General features: G+C 43.5%; 25 protein-coding genes. 24 read left to right on the plus strand and 1 reads right to left on the minus strand.

Going from position 1 to position 20,500, the window contains the following annotated elements:
• Positions 1-71 precede the first annotated feature (71 nt).
• The 4 genes from ACTNBF_RS01090 to ACTNBF_RS01105 are packed head-to-tail and all read left to right on the plus strand — an operon-like array spanning position 72 to position 2,214.
• On the plus strand, positions 72-395 hold the full coding sequence (locus ACTNBF_RS01090) for a PadR family transcriptional regulator (RefSeq protein WP_427806235.1): 324 nt from the start codon (positions 72-74) through the stop codon (positions 393-395).
• Positions 392-1,111 (plus strand): DUF1700 domain-containing protein, encoded by a 720-nt coding sequence (locus ACTNBF_RS01095; protein ID WP_427818855.1) that lies wholly within the window; start codon positions 392-394, stop codon positions 1,109-1,111. The genes ACTNBF_RS01090 and ACTNBF_RS01095 overlap by 4 nt, the downstream gene beginning before the upstream one ends.
• Positions 1,111-1,977 (plus strand): DUF4097 family beta strand repeat-containing protein, encoded by an 867-nt coding sequence (locus tag ACTNBF_RS01100; RefSeq protein WP_441088614.1) that lies wholly within the window; start codon positions 1,111-1,113, stop codon positions 1,975-1,977. The genes ACTNBF_RS01095 and ACTNBF_RS01100 overlap by 1 nt, the downstream gene beginning before the upstream one ends.
• A 45-nt stretch (positions 1,978-2,022) precedes the next feature.
• Positions 2,023-2,214 (plus strand): PspC domain-containing protein, encoded by a 192-nt coding sequence (locus ACTNBF_RS01105; RefSeq protein ID WP_427806238.1) that lies wholly within the window; start codon positions 2,023-2,025, stop codon positions 2,212-2,214.
• Positions 2,215-2,256: 42 nt separating this feature from the next.
• On the opposite strand, the gene ACTNBF_RS01110 is transcribed toward ACTNBF_RS01105, so the two are convergent.
• Positions 2,257-2,532: a DUF3343 domain-containing protein gene (locus tag ACTNBF_RS01110; RefSeq protein WP_441088615.1), complete on the minus strand. Its 276-nt coding sequence runs from the start codon at positions 2,530-2,532 to the stop codon at positions 2,257-2,259.
• Between the two features lie 113 nt (positions 2,533-2,645).
• On the opposite strand from ACTNBF_RS01110, the gene ACTNBF_RS01115 reads away from it, so the two are divergent.
• The 20 genes from ACTNBF_RS01115 to purD all read left to right on the plus strand — a co-directional run bounded on the left by ACTNBF_RS01115 (position 2,646) and on the right by purD (position 20,402).
• A complete protein-coding gene (locus ACTNBF_RS01115; protein WP_427818857.1) occupies positions 2,646-2,843 on the plus strand; it encodes a small, acid-soluble spore protein, alpha/beta type in 198 nt (65 codons plus the stop codon).
• 126 nt (positions 2,844-2,969) lie between these two features.
• On the plus strand, positions 2,970-3,668 hold the full coding sequence (locus ACTNBF_RS01120; protein ID WP_427806241.1) for a WecB/TagA/CpsF family glycosyltransferase: 699 nt from the start codon (positions 2,970-2,972) through the stop codon (positions 3,666-3,668).
• Between the two features lie 159 nt (positions 3,669-3,827).
• Positions 3,828-4,916 carry a PucR family transcriptional regulator gene (locus ACTNBF_RS01125; RefSeq protein ID WP_427806242.1) on the plus strand — a complete coding sequence of 363 codons (1,089 nt, stop codon included), beginning with the start codon at positions 3,828-3,830 and terminating at the stop codon, positions 4,914-4,916.
• A 16-nt stretch (positions 4,917-4,932) separates the two neighbouring features.
• Positions 4,933-5,619 carry a cell division ATP-binding protein FtsE gene (gene ftsE / locus ACTNBF_RS01130; protein WP_427806243.1) on the plus strand — a complete coding sequence of 229 codons (687 nt, stop codon included), beginning with the start codon at positions 4,933-4,935 and terminating at the stop codon, positions 5,617-5,619.
• Entirely contained in the window at positions 5,609-6,520 is a 912-nt protein-coding gene (gene ftsX / locus ACTNBF_RS01135) for a permease-like cell division protein FtsX (protein ID WP_427818858.1), read from the plus strand. Before ftsE ends, ftsX begins: the two co-directional genes overlap by 11 nt.
• Positions 6,521-6,548: 28 nt before the next feature.
• On the plus strand, positions 6,549-7,667 hold the full coding sequence (locus tag ACTNBF_RS01140; protein WP_427806245.1) for a murein hydrolase activator EnvC family protein: 1,119 nt from the start codon (positions 6,549-6,551) through the stop codon (positions 7,665-7,667).
• A 33-nt stretch (positions 7,668-7,700) separates the two neighbouring features.
• On the plus strand, positions 7,701-8,900 hold the full coding sequence (locus ACTNBF_RS01145) for a S41 family peptidase (RefSeq protein ID WP_441088616.1): 1,200 nt from the start codon (positions 7,701-7,703) through the stop codon (positions 8,898-8,900).
• 108 nt (positions 8,901-9,008) lie between these two features.
• Positions 9,009-10,286 (plus strand): dihydroorotase, encoded by a 1,278-nt coding sequence (locus ACTNBF_RS01150; protein ID WP_427806247.1) that lies wholly within the window; start codon positions 9,009-9,011, stop codon positions 10,284-10,286.
• A 30-nt stretch (positions 10,287-10,316) separates the two neighbouring features.
• Positions 10,317-11,243 carry an orotidine-5'-phosphate decarboxylase gene (gene pyrF / locus ACTNBF_RS01155; RefSeq protein ID WP_441024202.1) on the plus strand — a complete coding sequence of 309 codons (927 nt, stop codon included), beginning with the start codon at positions 10,317-10,319 and terminating at the stop codon, positions 11,241-11,243.
• A gap of 115 nt (positions 11,244-11,358) precedes the next feature.
• On the plus strand, positions 11,359-12,141 hold the full coding sequence (locus ACTNBF_RS01160; RefSeq protein ID WP_427806249.1) for a dihydroorotate dehydrogenase electron transfer subunit: 783 nt from the start codon (positions 11,359-11,361) through the stop codon (positions 12,139-12,141).
• A gap of 11 nt (positions 12,142-12,152) precedes the next feature.
• On the plus strand, positions 12,153-13,055 hold the full coding sequence (locus ACTNBF_RS01165; protein WP_427806334.1) for a dihydroorotate dehydrogenase: 903 nt from the start codon (positions 12,153-12,155) through the stop codon (positions 13,053-13,055).
• 37 nt (positions 13,056-13,092) lie between these two features.
• A complete protein-coding gene (gene pyrE, locus ACTNBF_RS01170; RefSeq protein ID WP_427806250.1) occupies positions 13,093-13,773 on the plus strand; it encodes an orotate phosphoribosyltransferase in 681 nt (226 codons plus the stop codon).
• Positions 13,774-13,785: 12 nt separating this feature from the next.
• Positions 13,786-13,938, plus strand: coding sequence for a hypothetical protein (locus ACTNBF_RS01175; protein ID WP_441088617.1), 153 nt, complete (start codon positions 13,786-13,788; stop codon positions 13,936-13,938).
• Positions 13,939-13,953: 15 nt separating this feature from the next.
• Positions 13,954-14,451 carry a VanZ family protein gene (locus tag ACTNBF_RS01180; protein WP_427806252.1) on the plus strand — a complete coding sequence of 166 codons (498 nt, stop codon included), beginning with the start codon at positions 13,954-13,956 and terminating at the stop codon, positions 14,449-14,451.
• A complete protein-coding gene (locus ACTNBF_RS01185) occupies positions 14,402-14,779 on the plus strand; it encodes a DUF6142 family protein (protein WP_427806253.1) in 378 nt (125 codons plus the stop codon). Before ACTNBF_RS01180 ends, ACTNBF_RS01185 begins: the two co-directional genes overlap by 50 nt.
• A complete protein-coding gene (locus tag ACTNBF_RS01190) occupies positions 14,776-16,818 on the plus strand; it encodes an aminopeptidase (protein WP_427818992.1) in 2,043 nt (680 codons plus the stop codon). Before ACTNBF_RS01185 ends, ACTNBF_RS01190 begins: the two co-directional genes overlap by 4 nt.
• 118 nt (positions 16,819-16,936) lie before the next feature.
• Positions 16,937-17,449 carry a 5-(carboxyamino)imidazole ribonucleotide mutase gene (purE, locus tag ACTNBF_RS01195; protein WP_427806254.1) on the plus strand — a complete coding sequence of 171 codons (513 nt, stop codon included), beginning with the start codon at positions 16,937-16,939 and terminating at the stop codon, positions 17,447-17,449.
• Between the two features lie 25 nt (positions 17,450-17,474).
• A complete protein-coding gene (purM, locus tag ACTNBF_RS01200) occupies positions 17,475-18,500 on the plus strand; it encodes a phosphoribosylformylglycinamidine cyclo-ligase (RefSeq protein WP_427806255.1) in 1,026 nt (341 codons plus the stop codon).
• A complete protein-coding gene (gene purN / locus ACTNBF_RS01205; RefSeq protein WP_441088618.1) occupies positions 18,494-19,120 on the plus strand; it encodes a phosphoribosylglycinamide formyltransferase in 627 nt (208 codons plus the stop codon). Before purM ends, purN begins: the two co-directional genes overlap by 7 nt.
• Positions 19,121-19,130: 10 nt before the next feature.
• Positions 19,131-20,402, plus strand: a complete 1,272-nt coding sequence (purD, locus tag ACTNBF_RS01210) for a phosphoribosylamine--glycine ligase (protein ID WP_441024195.1) — start codon at positions 19,131-19,133, stop codon at positions 20,400-20,402.
• Positions 20,403-20,500 lie beyond the last annotated feature (98 nt).

Consider the following 20,500-nt stretch of genomic DNA (forward strand, 5'->3'; position numbering starts at 1 on the left):
ATATAAGTATAAAAATAATATAAGGGATCGAATAATATTGCAGATTCTAAAATAGAAAAAGGAGTGAGAGCATGGTATTTAACACCGGAGCGGCTCTTCTGGATGCCATTGTATTGGCAGTAGTTTCCAAAGAACAGCAGGGAACGTACGGATATAAGATAACCCAGGATGTAAGGAAAGCCCTGGAAGTATCGGAATCGACACTGTATCCGGTATTGAGGAGACTACAGAAGGATGAATGCCTGGAAGTATATGATATGCAGTTTGACGGAAGAAATCGACGCTATTATAAAGTGACGGATAAGGGAATGGCGCAGCTTCAGCTTTACCGGGCAGAGTGGAAGAAATACTCGCAGAAGATTACTGATATGTTCGAGGGAGGAGTGAACTTATGACACGCGTAGAATTTATGAATGAGCTGCGTGCATTGCTTTGGGACTTGTCCGTGGAGGAAAGAGAAGAGGCATTGCAGTATTATAATGATTATTTTGATGATGCAGGCGCAGAGAATGAAGCTGACATTATCAAAGAATTGGAAAGTCCGAGGAAGGTAGCCGAGACGATCAAAGCAGGTCTTGGCGGACAGAACGAATTTCATAGTGAATACAGGGAAACCGGATATACAGATACCCGATTTGAAAAGAATGATTCTCCGGCGAAAAGAGAAGGATACCGAAGCACGGGACGTAGAATGAGCGAAAGTGATTATAGGGAGAAAAAACCCTGGACGAGTAAGACACTGAAGATTATCCTTATCGTTTTAATCGTTCTGATCGGAGCACCGTTCGTGATACCGGCGGTGGTCGGAATCCTTGCGGCGATCCTTGGAATTCTGATTGCGATCGTGGCAGTGGTTGCAGCAGTCCTTGTATCTGGGGTTGCGGTTTCCGTTTCTGGAATCGGGATTGCAGCAGTGGGATTTACGCAGATCTTTCATTCGGCACCGGTGGCTTTGGCATTGATTGGCGCCGGACTGCTGGTACTTGCATTAGGCATTATGCTGACAGCATTGATTGGCTGGATCTGTGCAAAAATCGTCCCACCGGTATTCCGTTGGTTTGTAGAACTTTGCAGAAAACCATTTCTAAGAAAGAAGGGAGGGGCCTGCTAATGAAAAGAGGATGGAAAATATTCTGGATCGTTATTGCGACGATTGTAGTGATGGGATTGATATTCTGCGGAGCGGCTTTGGTGCTTGGATTCCGTATCCATGATTTACGGAAAGAATATCCGAATGGAATTGTGCTGTTTGGAGACGATGATATGGAATGGGATGATGATCCGCTGGAAAATGAATATCTGAATCCGGAAGCAGCGATGGAATATGATGATATCACAGAGCTTGAGATGATTCTTGGTGGTTGTGATGTGGAACTTGTTCAGGGAACAGATGAAAAGCTGCGAGTCGATACATCGAAACTTACTTTTGGAGACACGGGAGTCAGTATCAGAATGCAGACAAGCGGCAGTAAATTAAAAATTTATATGGAAAAAGGAAATCAGATCTGGGATGTTTGTAAAATCAAGAACAAGAATCATGGGTTTGGAATACTTTATATAGAAGTTCCGGCATCGGTAAGAATGGAAAACATCACATTGCATGCGGGTGCGGCAAATGTAATGGCAGATGGGCTTTATGCGAAAAAAATGGAATTGAAGATCGGAGCGGCGGACTGCGATATTCGAAACGCTGATGTAGATGATCTTGTGGCAGAAGTGGGCGCCGGAGATCTAGAACTGGAAGGAACATGTAACGGAGATGTTGATCTGAAATGCGGGGCTGGAGAAATGGATCTTGATCTTTGCGGAAATGAAAAGGACTTTAACTACTCTTTGAAATGCGGAGCTGGAGAAATTGAGATTGCCGATCAGGAATACGGTGGACTGGCAGTTGCCAGGGAGATTGACAATGGAAGCAGCAAAACGGTTGAGATCGTCTGTGGCGCCGGAGATGTATCAATAACATTTGTACGATAAACATTGGCCTGTAAGGGAAAAATTGTAAGGAAAGGAGAAAGAAAAATGGAACAAAAAAAATTATACAAGTCAAGAGAGAACAGAATGATCTGTGGAGTATGCGGAGGTATAGCGGAATATTTTAATATTGATCCGACGTTGATCCGGCTTGGAGGTGCACTTCTTGCATGTATGAGTTGCGGAACCGGACTTCTGGTATATTTTATAGCAGCAGTGATTATTCCGGAACAGCCGTAAAGAATCATAGAATCGCGGAATGGTTTTATGGCAGAAGACCTGTCAGAACGAGAGAAGCTTCTCGAAGGGTCTTCTGCCATTTTCGCGTCTCATCTGCATTTTATATAACGTTCCATGCAGGGGGAGCGTGCGACAAAAAGTGAGAATGGAGGTTTCGTCCGGATCCAGAAAACGAATTGCAAGACCGCAGCCACTGTGAAATTCTCCGGGCACTGGCATGATCGTAATCGCAAAATGTTCTTGGATTCGTTTCTCTGCATACATGACATCAGCATTGGTTTCGAAGGTCAGTATATAGTATTCCTGTTGTGACAGCATATGTGGGACCTCATTTCTTATCAGATATAATGTTATTATAAAGCATTTTTGTGTGAAAAGACAGAATAAATCTGATAAAGTAAGGAAATACTCCATGAAAAGGAGAGATCATGATGGCTGGTAAGAAGCAAAAAAAGATATGTCGTGAAGATATTGAACGGATGGAGCCAGAAGAAAAGATTAAATACGAAATTGCCGAAGAACTAGGACTTCTGGATAAAGTTCTGGAAGACGGATGGAGATCGCTGTCTGCGAAGGAGACCGGTAGAATCGGAGGATTGATGTCGAAAAAGAAAAAAGAAGGGGAGTAAGTTTACAATATTGTTAAGAAATATGAATAATTAGAAATAACTGTGAATATTTTGCGACTTTGGTTGAAAAAATGCAGTGGGTTTGATATAATCGCTTGACTGAAAACTTGAAAACAGGTGAGTTTTATGGATGGAAAAATGAACGTGTTAAATGTGCAGTTGGATGATTATACAGCAAAAGACGCGATGAAGGCAGTCACGGAATATATGCACACAGAACCTGTAAATACGGTTGAAATCTTGACAGTGGATATCCTTATGAAGGCTGCTCAGACAGAAGGCCTGAAAGAAGATATCGAGCAGCTTGATCTGGTGATTGCAGGAGATGAATCGATTCTGGAAGCGGCAGAAGTGACGGAAAAGAAAAAGCTTCAGGAAGCGCATAATCAGGTGTTTATGAAGCTGGTGTTCCATTATTTTCATAAAAATCGTTCGCGCGTTTTTTTACTGACAGATTTGCCGGAAGAGACACAGAAGCTTGAGCAATTTTTACAAAGTGAATATACGGGGATTCAGATTGCCGGAACGGCATGTGTGCCGGAAGATGAGAGTGCAGATGATCTGATTACAAATCAGATTAACGGTGCGGAGGTGGACTGTGTGTTGTCCAGCATGGTTTCTCCGAAACAGGAGGAGTTCATCCGGCGGTGTAAGAACCTGCTCAATACTCGGCTCTGGCTGGGAATCGGAACAGAGTCTGGAATTATGACACAGAAAGAAACATGGAGAGTGCGGTTCAGAGAATTCTTGATACGTAAGATCCTGAAACGTGAAGTGGAAAAGGACAAGAAAAAAGTTAGTAACAATTTCCAACTTGAAAAATAAATATTTATAAAAAAATAACTGAGGAAATGCATAAAAAAATGTGATTTCCTCTTTATTTTTTTGTTGATTTGTATTAAAGTATAGTATAAGTATATTTGCATTTCCATGTTTTCGGGGGAACGCTGTTGTGTAAAATGTATAATTGGAGGAGAAGAAAGTATGATATCAAATCAGATATTGCAAAACACAATTGAAGGTTTAAAAGCAATTACGAGAATAGATTTGGGAGTGATGGATACAGACGGCAAGACTCTTGCCACAACTTTTACAGAACCAGGTGACTATGGAAACGCAGTGCTTTCTTTTGTGGAATCTCCTGCGGAAAGTCAGGTAATACAAGGTTTCCAGTTTTTTAAGATTTATGATGAGCATCAGCTTGAATACATTTTGATTGCCAATGGTGGCAGTGAAGATGTCTATATGGTTGGGAAGATTGCTGCTTTCCAGATTCAGAACCTGCTGGTTGCATATAAGGAGCGGTTTGACAAGGATAATTTTATTAAAAATCTGTTGTTAGATAACCTTCTTCTGGTCGATATTTATAACCGCGCCAAAAAATTACATATTGACACTGAGGTGAAACGTGTTATCTTTATAGTTGAGACTTCTCACGAAAGAGATATCAGTGCGCTCGACAGTCTTCGTTCTGTTCTGGGTGGAAAGAGCCGGGATTTTATCACAGCTGTAGATGAAAAAAACATTATCGTTGTCAAAGAATTGGGAGCAAATGACGGTTATCCGGAAATGGACAAGACAGCGCATGAGATTCTGGATCTTCTCAAGTCAGAAGGGGAAGAGAATGTCCGCATAGCGTATGGGACGATCGTGAATGACATCAAAGAAGTTTCAAAATCTTATAAAGAAGCCAAGCTGGCTTTGGATGTGGGAAAGATTTTCTTCGATGAGAAGGAAGTGATTGCTTACAGTGCTCTGGGAATCGGACGACTGATCTATCAGCTGCCAATTCCGCTCTGCAAGATGTTTATCCGTGAAATTTTTGAGGGGAAATCTCCGGATGAGTTTGATGAGGAAACTCTTACGACAATCAACAAGTTTTTTGAGAACAGCCTGAACGTTTCCGAGACATCCAGACAATTGTATATTCACAGAAATACTCTGGTATACCGCCTGGATAAACTTCAGAAGAGTACAGGACTGGATCTTCGTGTGTTCGAGGATGCAATCACATTTAAGATCGCACTTATGGTTGTCAAATACATGAAGTATATGGAGACACTGGAGTATTAATAATTAGGAGGAGCATATGATAGAACTGAAAGAAGTTACGAAAGAATACTCGAAGGGTATTGCCGCGCTGAATGGGATCAATCTGACGATCGAACAGGGCGAATTCGTATTCATTGTAGGTGACAGCGGATCCGGAAAATCCACTCTGATTCGTCTTCTGATGAAGGAGATTGATCCGACGTCAGGAACGATTATTGTAAACGGGCAGAATCTGAACCGAATGAAGCATCGTCAGATTCCGCAGTACCGAAGAGGAATCGGAGTTGTGTTCCAGGATTTCCGACTGTTGAAAGACCGTAATATTTACGAAAATATTGCGTTTGCGCAGAGAGTTACAGAGAAATCAAGCAGGGTCATCAAAAAGAAGGTACCTGCAGCGCTTTCACTGGTAGGACTTGCACAGAAATATAAAGCATATCCGAAGGAATTGTCCGGAGGAGAACAGCAAAGAGTTGCGATAGCACGAGCTGTTGTGAATGAACCTGCGATTTTGTTGGCCGATGAACCGACAGGTAACCTTGATCCGACGAACTCATGGGAAATCATGAAGTTGTTGGAAGAGGCGAACGAAAGAGGAACTACAGTACTGGTAGTTACTCATAACCAGGAAATTGTGAACGAGATGAAAAAGCGCGTTATTACAATGAAAAAGGGGGTCATTGTCAGCGACGAACGAAAAGGTGGGTATAGAAATGAGAATTAGTACAATTGGATATTCGGTGAAGCAGGGAGTCAAAAATATCGGAAGAAATAAGATGTTCTCTCTGGCATCTATTGCTACCATGTCGGCTTGTATTTTTGTGTTCGGCCTCTTTTTTGCAATCGTAATGAACTTTCAGTATATCGTACACAAAGCAGAAGAAGGTGTGGCAATCACAATTTTCTTTGAAGAAGATGCGACGGAAGAACAGATTGCTGATATTAAAACGGAGCTATTGGCCAGAGATGATGTCAGCAAAGTAAATTATATATCAGCCGATGATGCATGGGAATCTTTTAAAGACGACTATTTCGGTGAAGATGCACAGGAGGCGGCAGAGGGATTCAAGAATGATAACCCGCTTGCAACTTCAGACAGTTATGAAGTTTTTATGGATGATGTGGCTTCACAGAAAGAAGTGGTTGAATTCGCAAAATCACTTCCGGGTGTGCGGAAAGTCAACAAATCGGATCTGGTTGCAAATACTTTGAACAGCATTAACCGTCTGATCTATTGGGTATCTGCAGCGATCATTGCCATTTTGCTTGCAGTGTCTGTATTCCTGATCAGCAATACGGTTACAATGGGTATCACCGTGCGGCGAGAAGAAATCGCAATTATGAAATATATCGGTGCGAAAGACAGTTTTGTACGTGCACCATTTATTTTTGAAGGTGTACTGATCGGACTGGTAGGAGCGGCAATCCCACTGGCAATGTTGTATTTCCTGTATGATAAGGCGATTAATTACGTCCTTATGAAGTTTGAACTACTCAAGAATATACTGGATTTTCTTCCGGTTGCACAAGTATATAAGACACTTTTGCCCGTGGGACTGGCGTTAGGAATCGGAATTGGTTTCATGGGAAGTTTCTTTACAATCAGGAAACATTTACATGTGTAATCGTGTATAGAGGATTAAGGGGACGAATATGATAAAGAAGAAAAGGTTACTAAGCTTACTTCTGGCCGGAGTTCTGTGCCTGGGAATGGTACAGCCTGTGCGGGCTGATGAGGTCGCAGATGCGAAGAAAAAGCAGGAAGCTCTTGAAGAAGAGAAGAAGAAAGCGGAACAGGAACAGGCTGAGCTGTCGCAAGAGCTTGATTCTATTATGGAAAAAATGCAGAAGACGCAGCAGGATCTATCTGATAAAGAACAGGAAATCAATGTTGCGGAGACGGATCTGGTTGAGGCGAAAGCAAAAGAGAATGATCAGTATGAGAGTATGAAGCTTCGCATCAAATATATGTATGAGAACAATAATACAGAGCTGATCGAGATCCTCGTCACCTCAAAGAGTATGTCGGAGCTTCTGAATAAGATTGAGTATATTCAGCAGGTGACGGAATATGACAGAAATATGCTGAAGGAGTTCCAGAAAATCCGGGAAGATATTGAGAAGAAAGAAGAAGCGCTGAAAGAGGAGTATGCGCAGCTTGAAACGCTCAGAGATCAGCTTCAGAACGAACAGACAGAGATGCAGGCGCTTCTGGATGAAAAGAATATTCAGATTGACAACTTATCTTCTGAAATCAGTGCAAACGCAGATGAATTGAAGAAACTGATCGCTGAAGCGAAAGCAGCGGAAGAAAGAAGAAAGCAGCAGAATCAAAGCAATGTATATCAGCCGAATAACGGTAACAGTCAGATTGTGATTACCGGCAATGGGAAGCTTTCTCATCCGGTTCCCGGAGCTTATATTACCAGTGGGTTTGGTTACAGAGTGGCGCCGACTGCAGGTGCGACGAGCAGACACGATGGTATCGATTATGGTGCAAGCACCGGTACACCAATCTATGCAGCGGACAGTGGTACGGTTATTACTGCTCAGTATAACAGTGCACGAGGTTATTATGTTGTAATCAATCATGGTAATGGGATGCAGACATGGTATCAGCACTGCAGCGCTTTGTATGTGAGTGTGGGAGATAAGGTGTCCCGTGGACAGAATATCGCAGCTGTGGGAGCGACCGGTATTGTTACAGGGCCGCATCTTCATTTTGAAGTACATGTAAACGGTACCCCGGTAGATCCGCTGCTATACTTGTAAACAAATACATAGACAAGTGGAAATAGGAAGAATATGGAAGAAAATTCAAATAAAAAAGAATTTTGGAAGGGCACACTTTGTGGTGCCCTTGCTGTGTTATTAGTGGTCATGATCGGAATGACTGCAAAGAATTATCTGCCGGTAAGCAAGGCGGAGCAGAATGTGGCAAACGGAAAAAGTAAGATCAAATTACTGGATCAACTCATTGAAGAAAAATTCCTCTACTCAGATGAAGTGAATCAGGAAACCCTGGAAGAGGGGGCGTATGCCGGATATATCGAAGCATTGGGAGATCCTTATACGATTTACCGCGATGCGGAGGAGACGGAAAAATATTATAGCGATGTTGATGGAGAATTCTATGGTATTGGCGTTCTTTTCAGCCAAAATACGGAAACAAAGCTCATAACAGCAGTGCATGTATACGAGGACACGCCGGCCGGCAAAGCGGGTGTCCGGGTCGGTGATATTTTGTATGAGGTTGACGGAGTGGATGTAACGGATATGAATCTGGATGAAGTGGTTTCTCTTGTGAGAGGAGAAGAAAACACGGTGGTGAACATTGTTGTGCTCCGGGGTGAGAAGAAAGAAAAAGTGGAAATGGACATCACAAGAGAAAAAATCCAGTCGCAGACAGTGCAGTACGAGATGAAGGAAGAGAAAATCGGATATATCCGGATCACCGAATTTAATAAAGTGACGTATGAACAGTTTCAGACGGCATTTGACGAACTGGAAGGGCAGAATATGAAGGGACTCATTGTGGATGTCCGTAACAATCCGGGTGGGCTTCTGGATGTTGTATGTGAGATACTGGATCAGCTTTTGCCGGAAGGAAAGATTGTATATACCAAAGACAAAGAGGAAAATGAGAAAACGCAGTATTCGGATGAAGAACATCAGTTTACAAAGCCACTTTGTGTTCTGGCTGATCAGAACAGTGCAAGTGCGTCGGAAATTTTTGCCGGTGCCATTCAGGATTATGGAATTGGTACAATCGTAGGGAAGAAGACTTTCGGAAAAGGGATCGTACAGAGCGTTTTCCCAATCAGTGACGGAAGCAGTGTTACAATGACAACGATGGAGTACTATACTCCAAATGGAAGAAACATACATAAAAAGGGAATTGAACCTGATATTGAAGTGGAGTATCAGTATGATGAAACGAATCCGGATGCTGATAATCAGCTTGAAGCGGCGCTGGAGGAGATTCGGAAAAAGCTTGATCAGTGATGTAGAATGAAGAAAATATGAAGGGAATGCCAAAATCGGCATTCCCTTTTAAGGTTGTCTATGATAGAATGTTTATGATAACGGGATGTGCAGAAAGGATTAGAAACTATGAAATTACTCATTAAAAATGGACATGTTGTGAATCCGGAAAACGATCTGAACGCCGTACAGGATGTTCTGATAGAGAACGACCGTATTATCAAAGTGGCTGATTCAGTTCGGGATGATGCGGATACAGTGCTTGATGCCAAAGGTATGTATGTCATGCCGGGATTTATTGATTTGCATGTACACCTGAGGGATCCGGGACTTACCTACAAGGAAACTCTGGAAACGGGAGGGATGGCAGCGGCAAGAGGCGGAGTAACGACGATCTGTGCAATGCCGAATACAAGACCGGTTACGGATACGAGTCAGATGATAGAGGAGCTGCATGAACGGGCGGCACATGAGAGCCCGGTTCACGTTATTCAGCTTGGTGCAATCACCAAAGGTCAGTTGGGTGAGGAACTTGCTGACATAAGAGGAATGGCAGAAGCAGGATGTCATGCCATCAGTGAAGACGGCAAGTCGGTTATGAATGCATCGCTATACCGGAAAGCCATGAAGATTGCAAAAGAAGAAGGAATATCCATCTTCGCACATTGTGAAGACATCACAATGGTAGAAGGTGGTGTGATGAATGCGGATGCGAAGGCGAAAGAACTGGGACTTCCGGGAATTACAAATTCAGTGGAGGATGTCATCGTGGCAAGAGATATACTTCTTGCAAAAGAAACTGGTGTGAGACTCCATTTGTGTCACTGCTCGACTCAAGACAGCGTGGAGATGATCCGACTAGCGAAGGCGGAAGGCCTTCCGGTAACCGGAGAGGTGTGCCCACACCATTTTACTTTGTGTACAGATGATATCCGGGAAGATGATGGAAATTATAAAATGAATCCTCCACTAAGGGCAAGAGAGGATGTAGAGGCGCTGAAAAGAGGTCTTGCAGATGGAACTATGGATGTGATTGCTACCGATCATGCGCCACATTCCGCAGAAGAAAAGAATCGCTCCATGGCAAAGGCGGCATTTGGAATTGTAGGACTTGAGACGAGTGCGGCACTTACCTATACAGAGCTGGTGGAACCGGGAATCCTTACTGTCATGCAGATGGCGGAAAAGATGAGCTATAATCCGGCAAAGATTCTCGGCTTAAATGACAAAGGTTCTGTATCTGAAGGAAAAATCGCGGATCTGGTTATCTTCGACCCCGAGAAGGAATATCGGATTGATGTAGAAAAATTTGCTTCGAAAGGGAAAAATACTCCTTTTAATGGATATCCGGTAAAAGGTGAGGTTGCCTGTACAATTGTAGATGGAAAGATTGTTTATCAAAGATAAATACATGAGAAATATGAGGAGAAGACTATTATGATTAACAAATTAGTAGAAAACATTAAAAAAACAGGAGCACCGATTGTGGTAGGGCTTGACCCTATGCTGAATTATGTGCCGGAACATGTACAGAAGAAAGCATTTGCAGAGTTTGGTGAGACGCTGGAAGGCGCTGGTGAGGCAATCTGGCAGTTTAACAAAGAAATCATTGATAAGACATATGATCTGATTCCTGCTGTGAAGCCACAGATCGCTATGTATGAGCAGTTTGGCATTCCGGGGCTTGAAGCATTCAAAAAGACCGTAGATTACTGCAAGTCGAAAGGACTTGTCGTAATCGGTGATATTAAGAGAGGCGACATTGGTTCTACATCTGCAGCATATGCAGTAGGGCATCTTGGTAAAGTGCAGGTGGGAAGCAAGACATATGTGCCGTTCGATGAAGATTTTGCAACGGTGAATCCCTATCTTGGATCAGATGGCGTAAAGCCTTTTATTGAGGTATGTAAAGAAGAGAAGAAAGGCCTTTTCATTCTGGTAAAAACATCAAACCCGTCCAGCGGAGAATTTCAGGATCGTCTGATAGACGGACGTCCGCTCTATGAACTGGTTGGAGAAAAAGTGGCTGAATGGGGTGCTGACCATATGGGAGACGAATACAGCTACATTGGAGCGGTTGTTGGAGCAACCTATCCGGAGATGGGAAAAGTCCTTCGTAAGATCATGCCGAAATCTTATATCCTGGTTCCGGGATACGGAGCACAGGGGGGAAAAGGAAAAGATCTGGTGCATTTCTTCAATGAGGATGGATTGGGTGCAATCGTAAACTCATCACGAGGAATTATCGCAGCTTACAAACAGGAGGCATACGCAAAATACGGAGCGGAGAATTTTGGTGATGCTGCCCGTGCTGCGGTAGAAGCCATGGCTTTAGACATTCGTGAGAGCATTGAGCAGCGGTAAAATGGAACCGGGGAGAGTGGAGACTTTACGAGGCTTTGCTGTAAAGGATCCAAGAGCAGGAAAAACAGCTGTGAGCGAAAAAATAGAGAAATCAGAATCAGGAGATAGCATAAAGATGGCAGACAGAAAAAAAGAAAGCGCAGTCATATCTTCACAGGAGCAGATTGCGGATGGCATTTTCAGTATGTGGCTTCAGACTGAAGCGGCGAAGACGGCATGCCCGGGGCAGTTCATTTCCATGTACACGAATGATGGAAGCAAGCTGCTGCCGAGACCGATCAGTATCTGTGAGATTGATCGGGAAAAAGGTGAGCTTCGCGTGGTTTACCGTGTAACAGGTGAAGATACGGGGACAAAACAGTTTTCAGAAATGAAAGCGGGCGATACGGTTCCTGTTATCGGACCGCTGGGCAATGGTTTCCCGCTGGACAGAGGAAAAGGGAAAACGGCATTTCTTATGGGAGGCGGAATCGGTGTGCCGCCGATTTTGGAATTGGCAAAGCAGTTAGATGCCGACAGACAGATCGTGGTCGGCTACCGAGATGAGCATACATTCCTTCGGGAAGAATTCGAACAGAACGGTAACGTATATATTTCGACAGAAGACGGAAGCGTGGGAACCAAAGGCAATGTCATGGATGCAATCCGGGAGAACGGACTTACCGCAGATATTATTTATGCGTGCGGACCGACTCCGATGTTGCGGGCAATCAAGGCTTTTGCGGAGGAACACGGAATCGAATGCTACATTTCCCTGGAAGAGAGAATGGCATGCGGAATTGGTGCATGTCTGGCCTGTGTCTGCAAGTCCAAAGAAAAGGATCATCACAGTAATGTAAATAACAAGCGAATCTGTAAAGATGGACCGGTGTTCTTATCTACGGAGGTGGAAATCTGATGAGTACAGAAATAAACATGAGTGTAAATATAGCTGGCGTAGAATGGAAGAATCCGGTAACAGTAGCATCGGGTACTTTTGGGTCCGGAGCTGAATTTGAAGAATTTGTGGATTTGAACCGACTGGGGGCAGTTACTACAAAAGGTGTGGCAAATATTCCATGGGCGGGGAATCCTACGCCGAGAGTGGCGGAGACCTGTGGAGGAATGATGAATGCCGTGGGACTTCAGAATCCCGGGATTGATTTGTTTTGTAAAAGAGACATTCCATTTTTGAAAAAATATGATACCAGAATTATTGTAAATGTCTGCGGAAAATCAACAGAGGATTATTGTGAAGTTGTAGAACGTCTTGCAGAGGAAGACGTGGATATGCTGGAAATCAATATTTCCTGTCCGAATGTGAAAGAAGGTGGAATCGCATTCGGACAGAACCCGAAAGCGGCTGAGAATATTACAAAAGAAGTGAAAAAATATGCAAAACAACCGGTAATCATGAAGTTGAGCCCAAATGTGACTGATATTTCTGAAATGGCAAAAGCGGTTGAAGCTGGAGGGGCGGATGCCATTTCTCTGATCAACACTCTGACAGGAATGAAGATCGACATTGACCGCAGACAATTTGTTTTGGCAAATAAAACCGGAGGAGTGTCTGGCCCGGCAATCCATCCGATTGCAGTACGAATGGTGTATCAGGCAGCAAATGCGGTACGGGTACCGGTCATCGGTATGGGAGGGATCGCAAGTGCAAAGGATGCCATTGAAATGATACTTGCCGGGGCAAGTGCTGTCTCGGTAGGAACTGCAAACTTCCACAATCCGGCAGTAACGATGGAAATCGTGGATGGAATTGAAGCATATATGAAGAAATATGGTTTTGCAAATGTGAAAGATATGGTAGGAATTGTGAAATAGAGACAGAACAGTGATCAATTTGGAGGATGAATGGATTATGGAACAGTATAAGAAAGAGTTTATTGAATTTATGGTGGAAAGCCAGGTCTTAAAATTTGGAGAATTTACATTGAAAAGCGGAAGAAAATCACCATTCTTCATGAATGCAGGTGCATATGTGACCGGATCCCAGCTGAAAAGGCTCGGAGAATACTATGCAAAAGCAATTCATAACAAATATGGAGATGATTTCGACGTGCTGTTCGGACCGGCGTACAAAGGAATTCCACTCAGTGTTGTAACAGCAGTTGCTTACAGTGAATTGTACGGAAAAGAAGTGCGTTATTGTTCAGACAGAAAAGAAGAAAAGGATCATGGTGCTGACAAAGGAAGTTTCCTTGGAAGTAAACTGAAGGATGGAGATCGTGTGATCATGATCGAGGATGTTACTACATCCGGAAAATCAATGGAAGAGACCGTTCCGAAGGTAAGGAACGCCGCTGAGGTCGAGATCGTTGGCCTGATTGTATCTCTGGACCGAATGGAAGTTGGAAAGGGCGGTGTAAAATGCGCGCTGGAAGAAGTAAAGGATCTGTATGGATTTGATACATCAGCAATTGTTACAATGGCAGAAGTCGTAGAATGTCTTTATAATAAAGAAGTGAATGGACAGGTTGTAATCGACGATACATTGAAAGCGGCAATCGATGCATACTATGAACAGTATGGTGCAAAATAAGGAGGAAATCCGATGACTGAGAAAGCATATAAAGTAATGGGATATACCGGAGCAGCGAGTCTTGCAGTGGGAATCGTAATGATTGTTGTCGGTGTTGTGACCGGAGTAGTCATGATCATCAGTGGGGCGAATCTGTTCAAGGCAAAAAGAGGTTTGACGTTTTAGGAAGGATGCTTTGAATTGAAAGCAAAAAAAAGGAAGCGATTTCGGATACTCGGAAAGATCTTATTTGTGTTATATATAGGATTTCTATTGTATTTTTTGATCTTTTCGGACTGGTATGGACGAACCGGAGAAATGAGAGAATATCATTATAATCTGGTTCTGTTTCAGGAAATCAATAGATTTTGGTATCACCGGGACCGGCTTGGTTGGATCGCATATGCGAATCTGTTTGGCAATGTACTGATTTTTGTACCGTTTGGATTTTTTATGCCGATGGCAAGCAGGTACCGAAGTCTCTTTCTGACGCTGTTCTATAGTTTTGGACTGAGCTTCCTTGTGGAAGCTTTTCAGTTTGTTTCCCGGGTGGGGAGCTTTGATGTGGATGATCTGCTGCTCAATACGATCGGCGGTGTGCTCGGATACATTATATTTGTAATTTGCAACACGATAAGGAGATGGCATGATGCGAATCGGGAGAGAAAAAGAGCAGGCGCGAGAAAGGGAAAGAGATAAAGAGAGAAAAAAAAGGGGAAACCGGAAATATGGACAGGCGAAACTCAGACATTCCAGGAAAGGCCTGTTGTCCTGTATGATAGCGGTTGTTGTTGCGGGGATTTTTGTCGCATTGATCCTGACCGCTTTTATACATAAAGGAAACTCGGTGGCGATGATCGGCAGCTTCGGGCTTTTTGATATGATTCTTGCAGGAGTGGGGCTGAGTATTGGAGTAAAAGGGTTTCGTGAGCGGGATAAGAATTATCTAAGCTGTAAAATAGGCATAGGAATCAATGGATTTATATTGTTCTGTCTTATCCTGGTGTTTGTAAGGGGGCTTATATAGTGGAAGAAAGATACTATCTGACATTGGAACGAATTATGAAAATTACCGAAGAAAATACGGTAAAAGAACCGTATCAATCTTATTTTCGACATGTGGCGGAATTCTTGCTAAGGATTCATGATATCAAAGACAGCAGACATACTTCAGCGAGAGCGAGTATGACGAAGGAACGTCTGGAAGAAGAGATGCAAATGCTTTACTATGATGTGCTGCCCCAGAATTATGAGACATCCTACGCAAATCCGGAATATGCCGTGAGAGAACTCGGAGAAGAACTCGGTGCTTTTTTAAGTGCACTTTATACGGAACTTCGTGGAGATATCGGATATGTGTATGAGGAACGATATGATTATATCGTTATAGGAAACGAATTATTCATTGAAATTTACAATAAATTTGAAGAAGAAGAGACTCCTTCGCCTGAAAGTCTGAAGGAGATTTTTTACTGGTATGCCAGTGATTATTGTGATGTCTATGCAGCGGACAGAGTGGTTGAGCAGATCGATCCTGAGGCATATGATTTTGCAGTAAAGCGTATTATGGAGTCGGATCTGACAGACCTCAGATACCTGTACCGGTTCGGAGAATATGTGAGTGAAAATGAATTAAAGACGGCAGAATATCTGAATAGTCTTCCACAGGAGACCATTGATAAGATGGCGGATACCTATACAGAGGGATTTCGTGTAGGATTCATCAATACGGGTAAAGATTTGTCAAAGAAATCTGTTGTCAATATTCGGTATGTACTGGGATTTGAACGAGTTGTACGCAAGGCTATTCAAAATTTTGAAAAAATGGGATTGAAGCCGACCATTTACAGAGCTGCATCCAGCGTGATTACGCGTCCGCGTCTGGGAAAGAATGGATTCTATGGAGGAATTCCGAATAAGCAGTACGATTATGATCATAAAGATGATCTGGGGCTGGTCCTGGATAAACAATTCATGGAAAGAAAGCTGGAAGTGATGCGGACTGTTTTGGAGAAAAATAAAGAGCTGGCGGGGAGTTTTGCAGGTCCTGCGGTCATGGAAGTATTTGGCGAAAAACCGTTTGCACCGGTGACCAAACCGGAAGCGGTTACTTTCTCGAAAAAGCAGGAAGAGTTACTTCTTATAATGAATTCTCGTGCAGGTCAGATTACCAATCAATACATCAAAGGTGAGGAGAGAAGTTTTACGATCATTTCCTGGCCACTTCCGGAAATTGGGAATAACTATCCGGAAATTTTTGATGAAGTCATCCGGATCAATACACTGGATGCAAATGTATATGAAAAGGTGCAGCAGACGCTGATCGATGCGCTGGATCAGGGAGAATATGTTAGAATTTTGGGAAAAGGAGCCAATAAGACTGATTTGAAGGTGAGCCTTTGCAGACTTAAGAATCCGGAGAAGGAAACCATTTTTGAGAATTGTGTCGCGGATGTGAATATTCCGGTCGGCGAAGTGTTTACTTCCCCAATGCTTGAAGGAACGGAAGGCGTCTTATATGTAAGTAAGGTTTATCTGAACGAACTGCAGTACCGGGATTTGGAAATTCATTTTAAAGAAGGAAAAACGACAGAATATACTTGTAGTAACTTTGAATCTGAGGAAGAGAATAAAAAGTATATTTGTGATAATATTATGCACAATCATGAATCACTTCCATTGGGTGAGTTCGCAATCGGTACGAATACAACTGCATATATGGCAGCGAAAAAGTATGACATAGCGGATAAGCTTCCGATTCTGATCGCCGAAAAGATGGGACCGCATTTTGCGGTGGGGGATACCTGCTACAGCTGGGCGGAGGATAACGTGGTATATAATCCAAACGGCAAGGAGATCATCGCCAAAGAGAACAGTGTGAGTGCATGCCGGAAAGAAAACCCGGAACAAGCATATTTCCAGTGTCATACGGATATTACCATTCCATATGAGGAACTGGGAAAAATCAGTGTATTTACTTGTGAAGGAAAAGAAATTGTATTGATCGAGAATGGACGTTTTACGCTTCCGGGGACGGAAATTCTGAATGAACCTTTGGATAAATAGGAGATTTCTGTATCTGAGATTCTTTTTTGAGTTGACAGAGGAAAGAAGTGTTAGTAAAATAGCTAATAAATAAAGAGATATTTATTAAAATACTTATAAATAAGAAAAGGAGACTATTATGCCAAAAGTAGGAATTGTAATGGGCAGTGACTCTGACATGAAGGTTATGAGCAAAGCTGCGGACATGCTGGAGAAATTTGGAATCGAGTATGAGATGACAATTATTTCTGCACACCGTGAACCGGACGTGTTCTATGAATACGCAAAGTCTGCGGAGGCAAAGGACTTTAAGGTCATTATTGCCGGTGCAGGTATGGCAGCGCATCTTCCGGGAATGTGCGCGGCAATTTTCCCAATGCCGGTTATTGGGGTCCCGATGTCAGGAAAGAATCTTGAGGGGATGGATGCACTGTATTCTATCGTTCAGATGCCGCCGGGAATTCCGGTTGCTACGGTGGCAATAGATGGCGGGGCGAATGCAGCAATTCTTGCAGCTAAGATTCTGGCAACATCGAATCCGGAACTGCTTCAGAAGTTGAAAGACTATACTGCTGAGATGAAAGAAACGGTGCAGAAGAAAGCAGAAAAACTGGAAAAGCTCGGACATAAAGAATACTTAAAACAGATGTAGAAAAACAGTTAATGGAGGATTTGAGATGGACTATAAGAATGCGGGTGTAGATATCGAAGCTGGTTATAAATCAGTGGAGCTTATGAAGAAACATATTCAGCAGACGATGAGAGAAGAAGTTCTTGGAGGAATCGGAGGATTCTCAGGTGCATTTTCTCTTGAAAAATTTAAAAATATGGAAAAACCGACCCTCGTTTCCGGTACAGACGGTGTTGGAACCAAGCTGAAGCTGGCGTTCCTTCTGGATCGACATGATACCATCGGAATTGATTGTGTTGCGATGTGTGTAAATGACATTGCATGTGCAGGTGGAGAACCGTTATTTTTCCTGGATTATATCGCATGTGGAAAGAATGAACCTGAAAAGATTGCTACGATCGTAAGCGGTGTGGCAGAAGGATGTAAACAGTCCGGATGTGCCCTGATCGGTGGAGAGACCGCTGAGATGCCGGGATTCTATCCGGTAGATGAGTACGATCTTGCCGGATTTGCAGTCGGAATCGTTGATGAGAAGGATCTGATCACCGGAAAAGATCTGAAGCCGGGCGATGTTCTGATCGGTATGGCTTCGTCAGGAGTACATAGTAACGGTTTCTCTCTTGTAAGAAAAGTATTCAGCATGAAGCCGGAAGTCCTGAACGCAGAATATGAATGTCTGGGAACAACGCTTGGAGATGCACTTCTTGCACCGACCAAGATTTATGTAAAAGCACTTCGTATGGTGAAGGAAGCGGGTGTTAAGATCAAAGCCTGCAGCCATATTACCGGCGGCGGATTCTATGAGAACATTCCGCGTATGCTGATCGAAGGTACTCACGCAGTAGTGAAGAAAGACAGCTACCCGATTCCACCGATCTTCCGTATGCTTGCAGAAGACGGTGATATTGAAGAAAGAGCAATGTACAATACGTTCAATATGGGTCTTGGAATGATTGTAGCAGTAGATGAAAAAGACGTGGATGCAGCTATGAAGGCAATGAAGGAAGCCGGAGAAGAACCATATGTGGTAGGATATGTAGAGGCAGGAGAAAAAGGAGTAACCGTATGCTAAGAGTTGCAGTTCTTGTATCCGGAGGCGGAACGAATCTGCAGGCGATTATTGATGCGGTGGAGCACGGGACGATCACGAATACGCAGATCGTCGGAGTAATCAGTAACAATAAGAATGCGTTTGCACTGGAAAGGGCCGGGAGACATGGAATCCCGGCACAGTGCATTTCTCCGAAGGATTTTGAGACAAGAGATGAATTTAACAGAGTATTTTTGGACAAGGTCAATGAACTGAAGGCAGATTTGATCGTACTTGCCGGATTCCTGGTTGTGATTCCGGAGATGATGATCCGGGAATACCGGAATCGTATCATCAATATTCATCCGTCACTGATTCCGTCATTTTGCGGAACCGGATTTTACGGGCTGAAAGTTCATGAGGCGGCGCTTAAAAGAGGCGTAAAAGTGGTAGGTGCCACAGTGCATTTTGTGGATGAAGGAACAGATACCGGACCGATCATTCTGCAGAAAGCAGTATCAGTAGAAGAAGGTGACACTCCGGAAATCCTGCAGAGACGTGTCATGGAGCAGGCGGAATGGAAGATTCTTCCGCAGGCTATTGATCTGATTGCAAATGGTAAGGTTCAGATTGTGGATGGAAAGGTATCCATCACACAGTAAGGAGGGACTTATGAAGGTATTAATTGTTGGCGGCGGCGGAAGAGAGCACGCTATCGCGTATTGTGTGGCAAAGAGCAGCAAAGTAGAAAAGATTTATTGTGCACCCGGAAATGCGGGGATTGCAGAATTCGCAGAATGTGTTCCGATCGGAGCAATGGAATTCGATAAGCTGACAGCATTTGCGAAGGATAACGCAATTGATCTTGCAATCGTGGGAATGGATGATCCGCTGGTAGGCGGTCTGGTAGACGAGTTTGAAGCTGCAGGTATCCGTGCATTCGGTCCGAGAAAAAATGCGGCGATCCTGGAAGGAAGCAAGGCGTTCTCTAAAGATCTGATGAAAAAATATGATATCCCGACAGCAGCGTATGAAAACTTTGATGACCCGGAAAAAGCGCTTGCTTATCTGGAAACAGCGAAATTCCCGATCGTGCTGAAGGCCGACGGACTTGCACTCGGTAAAGGCGTGCTGATCTGCAACACGCTGGAAGAGGCGAAAGACGGTGTCAAAGAAATCATGCTTGACAAAAAGTTCGGTGCCTCAGGTAATACGATGGTTGTTGAAGAATTTATGACCGGACGTGAGGTGTCTGTTCTCTCATTTGTTGACGGCAAGACGATCAAGACGATGACAAGTGCACAGGATCACAAGCGTGCAAAGGACGGCGATCAGGGACTGAACACCGGAGGAATGGGAACATTCTCTCCAAGCCCGTTCTACACGGAAGAAGTAGATGAATTCTGTCAGAAATATGTTTACCAGAAAACGGTAGACGCTATGGCGGCAGAAGGAAGAGAATTCAAGGGAATCATTTTCTTCGGACTGATGCTGACACAGGACGGACCGAAAGTTCTGGAGTACAACGCAAGATTCGGAGATCCGGAAGCACAGGTTGTTCTTCCGAGAATGAAGAATGATCTGATCGAGGTCATTGAAGCCTGTATCGACGGAACGCTGGATCAGATTAATCTGGAATTTGAAGACAACGCAGCAGTCTGTGTTGTATTAGCTTCAGACGGTTATCCGCTCGCATACGAAAAGGGACTTCCGATCACGGGACTGGAAGAATTCAAGAAGCATGAAGGATATTACTGCTTCCATGCCGGAACAAAGTTTAACGGCGATCAGATCGTGACGAACGGAGGACGTGTACTGGGTGTGACCGCGAAGGGTGCGACCCTGAAAGAAGCACGTGCAAATGCATATGCGGCAACCGAATGGGTAAAATTTGATAATAAATATATGCGCCATGATATCGGAAAAGCGATTGATGAAGCATAGATAAAACAGTACAGAAAGAGGAAAGATTTTGATGAATTATCGAAAATCTTTCCTCTTTCTGTAATTATATTACCATAAAATGGCCAAAATTTCAAGAC

It is taken from the genome of Bariatricus sp. HCP28S3_A4 (assembly GCF_052066395.1).
Lineage (GTDB): Bacteria > Bacillota > Clostridia > Lachnospirales > Lachnospiraceae > Allocoprococcus.